This window comes from Janthinobacterium fluminis, from assembly GCF_028595325.1.
Classification (GTDB): domain Bacteria; phylum Pseudomonadota; class Gammaproteobacteria; order Burkholderiales; family Burkholderiaceae_D; genus Janthinobacterium; species Janthinobacterium fluminis.
Genome location: NZ_JAQQXR010000013.1, coordinates 86,420 through 96,648 on the forward strand (window position 1 = coordinate 86,420; position 10,229 = coordinate 96,648).

Annotated in this window: 10 protein-coding genes; all 10 read right to left on the bottom strand. The window is 72.4% G+C overall.

Translation table 11 applies throughout. The features are described from left to right. Positions 1 to 54 precede the first annotated feature (54 nt). The 10 genes from OIK44_RS23150 to OIK44_RS23195 are packed head-to-tail and all read right to left on the bottom strand — an operon-like array spanning position 55 to position 10,056. A complete protein-coding gene (locus OIK44_RS23150) occupies positions 55 to 1,185 on the bottom strand; it encodes a LytR C-terminal domain-containing protein (RefSeq protein WP_273674306.1) in 1,131 nt (376 codons plus the stop codon). Between the two features lie 45 nt (positions 1,186 to 1,230). Next, positions 1,231 to 2,148 carry a type II secretion system F family protein gene (locus OIK44_RS23155; RefSeq protein WP_273674308.1) on the bottom strand — a complete coding sequence of 306 codons (918 nt, stop codon included), beginning with the start codon at positions 2,146 to 2,148 and terminating at the stop codon, positions 1,231 to 1,233. Further along, positions 2,145 to 3,122, bottom strand: coding sequence for a type II secretion system F family protein (locus tag OIK44_RS23160; RefSeq protein WP_273674310.1), 978 nt, complete (start codon positions 3,120 to 3,122; stop codon positions 2,145 to 2,147). Before OIK44_RS23160 ends, OIK44_RS23155 begins: the two co-directional genes overlap by 4 nt. Before the next feature lie 24 nt (positions 3,123 to 3,146). Then, entirely contained in the window at positions 3,147 to 4,493 is a 1,347-nt protein-coding gene (locus tag OIK44_RS23165; RefSeq protein ID WP_273674312.1) for a TadA family conjugal transfer-associated ATPase, read from the bottom strand. Between the two features lie 36 nt (positions 4,494 to 4,529). Further along, positions 4,530 to 5,705, bottom strand: coding sequence for a CpaE/TadZ family protein (locus OIK44_RS23170; RefSeq protein WP_273674313.1), 1,176 nt, complete (start codon positions 5,703 to 5,705; stop codon positions 4,530 to 4,532). Between the two features lie 38 nt (positions 5,706 to 5,743). Next, positions 5,744 to 6,346, bottom strand: a complete 603-nt coding sequence (locus tag OIK44_RS23175; RefSeq protein WP_273674315.1) for a TadE/TadG family type IV pilus assembly protein — start codon at positions 6,344 to 6,346, stop codon at positions 5,744 to 5,746. Beyond that, a complete protein-coding gene (locus OIK44_RS23180; RefSeq protein WP_273674317.1) occupies positions 6,336 to 6,806 on the bottom strand; it encodes a TadE/TadG family type IV pilus assembly protein in 471 nt (156 codons plus the stop codon). The genes OIK44_RS23175 and OIK44_RS23180 overlap by 11 nt, the downstream gene beginning before the upstream one ends. Then, on the bottom strand, positions 6,803 to 8,257 hold the full coding sequence (locus OIK44_RS23185; protein ID WP_273674318.1) for a pilus assembly protein TadG-related protein: 1,455 nt from the start codon (positions 8,255 to 8,257) through the stop codon (positions 6,803 to 6,805). The genes OIK44_RS23180 and OIK44_RS23185 overlap by 4 nt, the downstream gene beginning before the upstream one ends. 12 nt (positions 8,258 to 8,269) lie before the next feature. Further along, positions 8,270 to 8,557, bottom strand: a complete 288-nt coding sequence (locus OIK44_RS23190; protein ID WP_273674319.1) for a hypothetical protein — start codon at positions 8,555 to 8,557, stop codon at positions 8,270 to 8,272. Positions 8,558 to 8,574: 17 nt separating this feature from the next. Then, on the bottom strand, positions 8,575 to 10,056 hold the full coding sequence (locus OIK44_RS23195) for a type II and III secretion system protein family protein (RefSeq protein ID WP_273674320.1): 1,482 nt from the start codon (positions 10,054 to 10,056) through the stop codon (positions 8,575 to 8,577). Positions 10,057 to 10,229 lie beyond the last annotated feature (173 nt).

The window sequence follows — 10,229 nt, forward strand, 5'->3', positions numbered from 1 at the left end:
GGCGCGGCACGCTATTTGATGCCGGACAAACGCGCGCCGCTGCCCCCTGGACTATCAGCCGAATTTGGCCAGCTCCAGCCGGGCCAGTTTCAGTTGCTTAACATAGTAGCGGTGCAGCGCCACCGGATCGAGCTGGTCGCGCCCGAGCACGACGCGTAAGTCGGCCGGCGCGCAAGGGGCCGCTTCCAGCCGCACCAGCGGCCCCAGGCTGCCCGCCAGCGCGCGCGCCGCCGTTTCCAGCTCGGGACGGTACTCGACGCGGCTATGGGCGACCAGGAAATGCCGTTCGTTACTCACGCGGATCACGCGCAGTTGCGCGCTGGCCAGCGTGCGCCCCAGCGCCGCCGCCATGCCGGGAACGCCATTGCCGTTGCGTATTTCCAGCCGCAGCGGCGCAGCCTGGGCCACAAGCGCGGCGGAACCGGAGGCCGGCGCGGGTGCGGTCACCGTCGCGACGGCGGCCGGCGCCGCAGCTTGCGCCACGCGCCGCAGTTCCAGCATGCCGTCGGCGGCGGCCACCAGTTCGGTGCGCGCCAAAGGCGGCGCCCACGCGCCGGCGCCGTCCGGCGCCGGGGTGGGCGCGGCCGGCGGCGCGGCGGCGGGCGCGGCCACGCCCTGCCGCGCCAGCGCGTAGTCGGCGCGGGGGTCGTGCCGCCGCAGGCTGCGCGCCTGGCGCAGCATCAGCGCGGCGCGCTCCGTCTGTCCCAATTGCTCCAGCACGGCGCCGAGGTGTTCCCAGCTCAGCGCGTTCAAGGGGTCGAGCACGCAGGCTTGTTCCAGCGCCGCCAGCGCGCGCTGGTTATCGCCGCTGAGGTGGTGGGCGTAGCCGAGGTTGGCGTACAGGTGGGCGCTCTGCGGCGCCGCCGCGCCGTCGCCGGTCAGGCCCTGCCACAGGGCGATGGCGGCGGCGTAGTCGCCGCGTCCGGCGGCCAGCACGGCCAGGCCGTTGCGGGCATTGCCGTGGCCGGGCGCGATCTGCAGCGCCTGCCGGTAGGCTTGCAGCGCGTCGGCGTCGCGCCCGGCCGCGTGGTGATTGCGGCCCAGCACGTAGTGGCTGTCGGCCGACTGCAGCGCGGCCGGCGCGGCCGTCACCGGCGGCGCGCCGCCACCGCCGCCGCCGAGGGCGCAGCCGCCGAGCAGAAGGCAGGCGGCGGCGATGCCGCGGCGGCGCAAGGTGGTGTGCATGCTCGTTCTCCCGCGGCCGCGGGGCCGCAAATATCGTTCCCGGCCTTAGCCGGAATGCGACAGCGTTTTCGTCAATTGGATGAAGGCCGGCCCCGTCAGCACGACGAGCAGGGTCGGGAAGACGCAAAAGATCAGCGGGAACAGCAGTTTCAAGGCGATCTTCGCCGCCGCCTCCTCGGCCACCAGGCTGCGCTTGCTACGCAGGTTGTCCGAGTGCACGCGCAGCGAGTCGCCCATGCTGGTGCCGAAGCGCTCGGACTGGATCAGCATCGCCACCAGCGTGTCGACGTCCTCGACGCCGCTGCGCAGCGCCAGGTTGCGCAGGGCTTTTTCCTTGCTGAAGCCGGCGCGCATTTCCATCAGCACCAGTTGCAGTTCCTGCGCCAGCGTGACGCTCTTGATGTGGATTTCGGCGGCCACCTTGGCCAGGCCCCGCTCCAGGCTCAGGCCCGCCTCGACGCAGACCGTCAGCAAGTCCAGCGCGTCGGGGAAGGTTTCGAAGATTTCGCGCTGGCGCCGCGCCGCCCAGCGCGCCAGCACGACGTTGGGCAGGTAATAGCCGAAGCTGCCGCTGGCGAACAGCATCAGCAGCAGGCCCTTGCCGGCCGCGCCGGCGGCGAACAGGGCCAGCAGCAGTGGCAGCAGCAGCGCCAGCGCCGACTTGGCGGCGAAGTAGAGCGGCCCCGTGGCCGGATGGCGCCAGCCGGCGTTCATGAAGCGGGTGCGCAGCGGCGAGCGCTCCCAGCCCTCCTCCGGCAGCGACAGCCGGGTGAACGGCCGCGCCACCTTGACGGCGCGCTCGACCCAGACGTCGCCCTGCGCCGCCCTGGCCTCGGCCGGCGCCATGAACGAGAACAGGCGCCGGCGCAGCGCCAGCGGCGCGAACATCAGCAGCGCCAGCGCGGCCAGCGCGACGACGACGGCGAAGACTATCGCCAAAAACAGCCATTGCCGGGCCGTCATACGCGTATCCTGATGACGTTGCGCATCCAGACGACGCCGACGGCCACCATGCCCACCGAGTACCACAGCAGGCGCACGCCGGCCGGGTCGGTCCACAGCACGCGGATGTAGTCGGGGTTGACGACGGACATGATCGCCATCATCGCCACCGGCATCAGGCCGAGTATCCAGGCCGACATCTTGCCCTCGGCCGACAGCACCCGCACCCGCCCCAGCAGCTTCAGGCGCTCGCGGATGATGCGGCCTATGCTGCCCAGCAGCTCGGCCAGGTTGCCGCCCGATTCGCGCTGGATCAGCACGGCGATGACCATGTAGCGCAAGTCCGTCAGCGGCACCCGCGCCGCCAGGTTTTGCAGCGCCTCGTTCATCGGCACGCCGTAGTTGATTTCCTCGTGGGCGAACTTGAACTCGCCGCTGATCGGCTCGGGCAGTTCGTCGCCGACCATTTGCAGCACGTTCGAGAACGAGTGGCCGGCGCGCAGCGCGCGGGCGAGGAAGTCGGCCGCCTCCGGCAACTGGCCCTCGATCTTGTGCAGGCGCGCGGCGCGCGCGCGCAGCAGCAGCAGGTAGGGCAGCGCCAGCGCGAAGGCGCTCAGGCCCAGCCCGGCCAGCGCCGGCACGCCGTACCACAGGGCCAGCGCCGCGCCCACGGCCAGCGACAGCGCGCTGGCGGCGAGCAGTTGCAGCACCGACCAGCGCGTGCCCGACTGCAGCAGCAGGCGGTCCAGCGCGGCCGTGTGCGGCAGCGCGCGCAGCAGCCGCTCCCAGGCCGGCCACTGGCTGTAGCGGCGCTGCTTGAGGATGGACACTTTTTCGCCGCCGCCCTCGCCGCGCGCCGACATCAGGCGCAGGCGCCGGGCGATGTGGCGGGCGCCGCCGCCGCGCGTGGCCGACCACCACAGCCAGGCGCCCTCGACGAGCAGGAAGCAGGCGGCGAACAGCAGCACGGTGAAGCCGTAGAAGCTCAGGTCCATGGCGCCTCCGCCGCGGCGCGCCGGCTATTCATACACGCGCTCCGGGTCGAAGGCGCTGTCGGGCACGGCCACGCCGAACATGCGCAGGCGCTCGGCGAAGCGGGGCCGCACGCCGGTGGCGGCGAAGTGGCCGAGCACGCGGCCCTCCTTGTCGACGCCACTCTGCTCGAAGCGGAAGATTTCATGCATGGCGATGATGTCGCCCTCCATGCCGGTGATTTCCTGGACGCTGACGAGCTTGCGCGCGCCGTCCGTCAGCCGCGACACTTGCATGACCACCGTCACGGCCGAGCAGATCTGCTGGCGCGTCGCCCGCGGCGTCAGGTTGACGCCGGCCATGCCGACCATGTTCTCCAGCCGCGACAGGGCGTCGCGCGGCGTGTTCGAGTGGATCGTCGCCAGCGAGCCCTCGTGGCCCGTGTTCATCGCCTGCAGCATGTCGAGCGCCTCGGCGCCGCGCACCTCGCCGAGGATGATGCGGTCGGGGCGCATGCGCAGGGCGTTGCGCACCAGCGCCCGCTGCGTCACCTCGCCCTTGCCCTCGATGTTGGGCGGGCGCGTCTCCAGGCGCACCACGTGCGGCTGGCGCATCTGCAGCTCGGCCGCGTCCTCGATGGTGACGATGCGCTCGTTCGCCGGGATCGAGCCGGACAGCACGTTGAGCAGCGTCGTCTTGCCGCTGCCCGTGCCGCCGGAGATGAGGATGTTGATTTTCGCCTGCCCCAGCGCCTGCAGCACCTGCACCATGGGCGGCGTCAGGCTCTTGTTCTCCAGCAGGTTGGCCACCGTCAGCGGGTTCGCCGAGAAGCGCCGGATCGACAGGATGGGCCCGTCGACGGCCAGCGGCGGGATGATGGCGTTGACGCGCGAGCCGTCCGGCAGGCGGGCGTCGACCATCGGGCTCGACTCGTCGACGCGGCGGCCGACCCGCGAGACGATCTTTTCGATGATCTTCATCAGGTGGGCGTTGTCGTGGAAGCTGACGTCGGTCAGTTCGAGCCGGCCGGCGCGCTCGACGTAGACCTTGTTGTGGGTGTTGACGAGGATGTCGGAGACGCCGGGGTCGGCCAGCAGCGGCTCGAGCGGGCCGAAGCCGAGCATCTCGTGCTGGATGTCGAGCACCAGGTTGTGGCGCTCGTGCTGGTTGAGCACGATGCGCTCGTCCTCGATGATGCGCTGCACCAGCAGCGCCAGCTCGTGCTTGAACTGCTCGGTCGTCAGGCGCTTCAGCCGCTCCAGGTCGATGCGGTCGAGGATGGCCTGGTGCATACTCTTCTTCAATTCCTGGTAGGCGTGGCCGGCCAGGCCGCTCAGGTTGCCGCTGGCGGGCCGGGCCTGGTCGGCCACCGCAAGGCGTTCACGTAAGGTCATGCCGTTCTCCCTTGGTTGCCCCGCGCGGGGGCGCTGTCACAGTTCCGCGTCGGCGCGGCCGAACAGGCGGCCGAACAAACCCTTGTTTTCGGCGATGCGCCTGGCCGTCACGCGCTCGACCAGCTCGGCCAGGCTGCGCGCCACCGCGCTGGTGCGCGACAGCTGCAGCGCCGGCACGCCCTGGTTGACGGAGTCGGTGGCGGCGATGTAGTCGTTCGGCACGGCGTGCACGACCTCGGCGCCGAGCGCCTGCTCCAGGTCGGACAGGCGCAGCTTGCCGCCCTTTTCGTAGCGGTTGACGATCAGGTGCACGCGCTCGTTCGGATAGCCGAGCGAGCGGAAGATGTCGAGCAGGCGGCGGCCGTCGCGGATGTCGGGCAGCGCCAGTTGCAGCACCGGGTAGATGGCGTCGGCGCCGTCCAGGGCGCGCAGCGACATCGGGTCGATCTGCCGGCCGACGTCGAGCACGATGTAGTCGTAGTGCTGGCGCGCCACGCGCAGGATGGTTTCCATGTGTTCGGCCGTCATGTCGACGCCGCCGACCGGGTCGTCGGCCGCCGCCAGCACGCCGAAGCCGGGCGAGACGTGCACCAGGCAGGACGCCAGGAAGGCGCCGTCGACGCGGCCGATCTGCTGGCACACGTGGGCCAGCGTCATGGCCGGCTTCAGGTCGGAGACGTACAGGGCGGCGTCGCCGAACTGGCCGTGCAGGTCGATCAGCAGCACCTTCTTTTCCGCCAGCGTCGCCAGCGCGTAGCCGAAGTTGGTCGAGATGAAGGTGGCGCCGCTGCCGCCCTTGCAGGACAGGAAGGCCAGCACCTTGCCGTCGCGCAGCTGGGTGACGCCGGCCTGCACGTCGATCCGGTCCATCGCCTCGTGGAAGGCCTTGTGCTGCAGCGGCAGCGGCAGCACTTCGCGCATGCCGGCGCGCATCGCCCGTATCAGCAATTCATGCTGCTGGCCGCCGGTCAGCAGCATGAAGGCGGCGCCCGGGTAGAGCCGGGCCAGGCGCTCCAGCAGCTCGGCCTCGGCCGGCGCGACGTCGCTGGCGTCGACGATGACGAGCTGCGGCGCCTCCGGCGCAAGGCGCTCGACGGCGTCGCGCAGGCCGTCGCGGCTGGCCGCCAACTGCAGCGCCGGCAGGCGCGCCGCGCCCTGGGCCGCCACTTCGGCGTGCAACTGGCTGTCCCTGGTGATCATCAACGCTTTCATCGTGGGCGCTTCCTTTCAGTCGAGCAGGGGCCGGCGGCTCAGCAGCCGCGGCCCGGCAAGTGGCCCAGCGTCGCCGCCGGCACCACCGTCGTGGCCCGGCCCATCGCAACGGCCGCCGGGGAATACTGGAACAGGGCCGGCAGCAGCGGCAGCAGCGGCTGGTAGGGCACGGCGTCGCAGGCGGCGTCGCCGCCGCCGGGCAGGCACAGGCGCGCGCGCACGAAGCGGATGCAGCCGGCGCCGTGCGGGTTGTTGCCGCAGGCCAGAAGATTGGCCATCGGGCAGGCCGGCAGTTGCGCCGCGACTATGGGCTGCATGGCGTTGGCGGCGTCCAGCGACAGGTAGTCGATGCGCAGATAGGAGGCGTCGATGGCGCCGCCGAGGATCAGGCGGCCGCCGGCGCCGGCCAGCAGCGCCTGCTGGCGCACGGCCAGCATGGCCGCCGGGTCGCTGAAGTCGGCGGCGGCGGCGGCGCGCGCGGCGCGCCGCGTCATGTCTTGCACGGTCACGGCCAGGTACATGGCCCGCGCCGCCTCGCCCAGCAGGTAGGCGACGCCGAGGAACAGCGCCAGCAGCAGCGCGAACTCGACGGACAGCAGGCCCCGCTGCGGCGGCGGCCGCGCGCCGCGCTCAATTCCCATACGGCACCGTCACGTCGAGCACCACCCTGACGGTGTCGCCGCCGCCGACCAGGGGGCGGAAGCCGGCCAGCACGTCCACCGGCAGTTGCAGCACGGGGATGTAGACGCGGATGACGGCGGGCTTGCTGGTGTCGATGTCGCAGGGGACGCCGTCGCAAAACACGCCTATCATCGCCGTCGACTGGAAGGCGGGCAGGCCGGCGGCGCTGGCGCCGTCCTGGACGATCTGGCGCGCCATGGCCATCACCGCCACGCGGCGCGGGTAACTGCTCATCTCGCCCAGCGAGGCCGCCGCCATGAAGCGCGCCGCGTTTTGCGCCGCGTCCTGCATGACGTTGTAGGACAGCAGCACGCGGACGAGGTAGACCATCGCCGCCAGCACGGTCAGCATCAGCGGCAGGATCAGCGCCAGCTCGACGGCGGCAATGCCGCGCTGCCCGCCCTTGCGCCGGGCGCTCATTGGAACAGGCCCACCGGGCCGCCCAGCGCGGCCTCGCCGGCGATGCCGGCGAATTCGCCGCTGACGGCGGCGGCGCTGGCCTTGGCCGTCATGTAGAAGCGGCCCACCGCCAGCACCGCCGCCGTCGCCGTCGCGCCGGCCGGCACCGGGCAGCCGAGCAGGGCCACATGCAGCAGGCGCCGCCCGGACAGCGCCGGCACGTTGACAGCCGGCGCCGTAAAAAAGCTGCCGCCCGGCCGGCTGGCCGGCGTGTACGGCGCCGGCGGATAGCCGCTGGCGGCCACCACGGCGGCGCCGCTGTTCTTCTGGTACAGCGTGGCCCAGTTGGCCGTCGTGAACGCGGCCTGGCCGCCGCCCGGCGCCGCCGGGCCGTAAGCCCACAGGGGGCCGAAGCTCATCGCCGTGATGGTTTCGGCACTGGGCAGCAGCAGGTCGGCCTTGGTGCGCAGCGGCGCCACGCCGGCCGCCGTGGCCGCCGCCGTCTGGCCGCTGGGCAGCGCCGCCGTGCTGCCCCACCAGTTCGTCAGCGTGGGCAGGAATTCGCGCACATTGAGGTCCGCCGGCGCCACCGCGGCGTCGCAGGGCGAGGCGCCCGTGTAGACGCCGAAGCGGGAATTGAGCTGGTTGCTGAAGGCGAAAGCGGCCGGCGCCACGCGGCTGACATAGACGCTGGCCGGCTGGCGCGTCAGCGGCAGCGTGCCGCTGCACATGAAGGGGTTCAGCACGGCCGCCGCGAAATGGCCAGGGTCCAGCGCCGCGCCGGGCAGGTCGACGGGATTGACGAGGAAGCTTTCGGCCTGGGCACCGCCCGGGTTCAGGGCCAGCAGGTTGTAGCCGACGCCGCGGCGGAAGCCGTACTCGACCCGTTCGACGAGGCCGCCGCGGGCCTGGTCGGCCGCCGCGGCCGGACTCATCGCGCACACGGCCAGCGGCGCCAGCTTGATCGCCGTGCGCCCGGCCACGGCGCGCGCGCCGGCGCCGAAGCCGACCAGCCCGGCGTTGACGCTGCGCATGAAGCCGGCGTCGACGTTGGCGGCCGCCAGCACGCTGGTGTCGACGCGGACGAACCACAGGTTTTGCGGCGCCGCCAGCGCCGCCGCGTAATCGAGCCAGCCGCCGGCGCCGTCGGGCGTGGCGGCAAAGCGCAGGGCCGCCTCGCTCCAGCCGACCGCCACCTTGCTGTAGCGGTAGTAATTGGCGCCGGCCAGCGCCGCGGCCTTCGCCACGGCCGCGTCGATGCCGGCCGCCGTGCCGACCAGCTCGCGCGCGGCCGCCAGCGCCACGGCGTCGGCGACGTTCTGCATTTCCGTGCGGCGGTTGTAGACCTGGGCGATGTCGAGCACCGCGCCCATGCACAGCAGCAGCACGAACAGCAGCGGCGCCAGCAGCACGGTGAAGACGCCGCGCTGGCGCCGCCGCGGGCGCGGCGATCGGCCGGGGGAAAGGTGCATGGCCATGCCCGCCTACTTGCCGCCGCCGATGCTGAAGACGACGGGCGGCGGCGCCGCGTCGCTGAACGATTTCTGGTAGCGCTCCAGCGCCGCGCGGGCGCTGGCGCCGTCCATGCCGGCGACGGCGTCGCGGCGCACCGCGCCGGGAAAGGCGACCTGCTGGGCGAAGGCGGTGCGCACGGCGTCGCCGGCGTGCCGGTCCAGCTGCGGCGTGGTCTGGGCGCAGCCGGCCAGCAGGGCCAGCAGGATCGGCGCGGCCGACGCGCGGCGCCCGCGCGCCCGGTGTCGTGGTGTGTGCATCTGTGGCTCCCCGTGGACTATTTCAATTCGAAGCCGCGTGTCGCCTGCGGCGGCGGCGCGGCGGCGGCGGCGGGCGGCGGCGCCGCCCCCTCCATGCGCCCGCCGAGGAACAGCTCGCTGCGGCCCGGCGCGCGCAACTGCTCGGTCGGCAGCACATAGTCGGGCGGCAGCGGCTTGACCAGATGCGCCGTGATCACGAACAGCAACTCGCTGCGGTCGTGCTGGAAATCCGTGCTGCGAAACAGCGCGCCCAGCACCGGCAATTCGCCCAGCACCGGCAAGCCCTTGATGTTGCTGACCTGGTTGTTCTTGATCAGGCCGCCGATGGCGTAACTCTGGCCGTCGAACAATTGCACCGTGGTGGCGGCGCGCCGCGTCGTGATCAGCGGCAGCACGGCGCCGCCGGTGAAGCCGGCCGCGCTGATGCCGACGCCCTCGCGCGACACTTCCGACACCTCCGGCGCCACCTTCAGGTTGATGCGCCCGCCGGCCAGCACCGTCGGCGTGAAGCGCAGGCCGACACCGAACTCCTTCTCCTCCAGCGACACCTTGCCGTTGTCCTGGGCCACCGGCACGAAGATCTTGCCGCCGGCCAGGAAGCTGCCCTCCTGGCCGCTGATCGCCATCACCGTCGGTTCGGCCAGGATGCGCACCAGGCCGTCGCGTTTTTGCGCCGCCAGCGTCACCTGGTTGCCGTTCGACTTGCGCAGGTCGAGCAGGCCGCCGGTGGTCCCGGTGAGGAAGTTCGACAGCAGCGTCGTGGCCCAGCTGCCGGACGTGTAGCGCAGGGTCGTGCCCACTTCGAGCTTGTCGAGCAGGGACTTCGACACTTCGGCGATCTGCACTTCGAGCATCACCTGCTGCGGCGCGCCGACGCTGAGCAGGTTGATGATGCGCCCGCCGGCACCGGCGCCGGCGCCGGCCGCGGGCGCCGCGACGGCCGGGGCCGCGGCGCCGTCCTCGCCCTTGCGCGCCAGCGCCAGCGCGCGCACCGGCCGGCGCACATAGGCGCCGGCCAGCTCGACGGCGCGCTGCACGGCCGTGGCGTCGTCGACGCTGCCGCTCAGCACCAGCGTGTCGGCGGCGGCGCTGACGCGTATGCCTTTTTCCTCCGGCATCAGCGCGGCCAGCGTGGCCTGTAAGGCGGCCGGGTCCATGCCGACGGTGACGTCGAGCACGCTGCACAAGCCGCTTTTTCCCTGGATGATCATATTCGTGCCGCCGACGTCGACGCCGACGATGTACAGCGTGTCCGGCGCCACCAGCATGGCCTGGACCACGCCCGGGTCGCCGACGCTGCGGTGCTGCACGGCCTCGGGCAGGCGCATCAGCGTCGACTTGCCGACTTGCAGCGTCAGCTTGGCCGGCGTGGCCGCCTCGCCGCTGCAGCGCGGCCCGGCGTCGCCGGCTAGCGCGGCGGCCCGCTCGGGCGCCGCCGCGCCGGCGCGCGAGGACAGCGCGGCAAGCAGAACGAAGAACAGGACGGGGCGGCTAGGCATCGGGCGTATCCATATGGCTGGGCGGGCGGTGGCGGCCGTCGGGCCGGGACTAGAAACACTCCTGCGAACGCTGCAGGCCGTCAATGACGCCGCTGCAGCGCTGCGCCGGCCGGGCCGCCGTTTGCAGCGGCCGCGCCGGCGCCGGCGGCGGCGCGGGCGGCGCCGCCGTGGCG

Excerpts from the sequence above, each read along its gene's own strand:
- OIK44_RS23195 (WP_273674320.1), bottom strand. The coding sequence starts at position 10,056 with ATGCCTAGCCGCCCCGTCCTGTTCTTCGTTCTGCTTGCCGCGCTGTCC.
- OIK44_RS23160 (WP_273674310.1), bottom strand. The coding sequence starts at position 3,122 with ATGGACCTGAGCTTCTACGGCTTCACCGTGCTGCTGTTCGCCGCCTGC.
- OIK44_RS23185 (WP_273674318.1), bottom strand. The coding sequence starts at position 8,257 with ATGCACCTTTCCCCCGGCCGATCGCCGCGCCCGCGGCGGCGCCAGCGC.
- OIK44_RS23165 (WP_273674312.1), bottom strand. The coding sequence starts at position 4,493 with ATGACCTTACGTGAACGCCTTGCGGTGGCCGACCAGGCCCGGCCCGCC.
- OIK44_RS23155 (WP_273674308.1), bottom strand. The coding sequence starts at position 2,148 with ATGACGGCCCGGCAATGGCTGTTTTTGGCGATAGTCTTCGCCGTCGTC.
- OIK44_RS23175 (WP_273674315.1), bottom strand. The coding sequence starts at position 6,346 with ATGGGAATTGAGCGCGGCGCGCGGCCGCCGCCGCAGCGGGGCCTGCTG.
- OIK44_RS23150 (WP_273674306.1), bottom strand. The coding sequence starts at position 1,185 with ATGCACACCACCTTGCGCCGCCGCGGCATCGCCGCCGCCTGCCTTCTG.
- OIK44_RS23180 (WP_273674317.1), bottom strand. The coding sequence starts at position 6,806 with ATGAGCGCCCGGCGCAAGGGCGGGCAGCGCGGCATTGCCGCCGTCGAG.
- OIK44_RS23190 (WP_273674319.1), bottom strand. The coding sequence starts at position 8,557 with ATGCACACACCACGACACCGGGCGCGCGGGCGCCGCGCGTCGGCCGCG.
- OIK44_RS23170 (WP_273674313.1), bottom strand. The coding sequence starts at position 5,705 with ATGAAAGCGTTGATGATCACCAGGGACAGCCAGTTGCACGCCGAAGTG.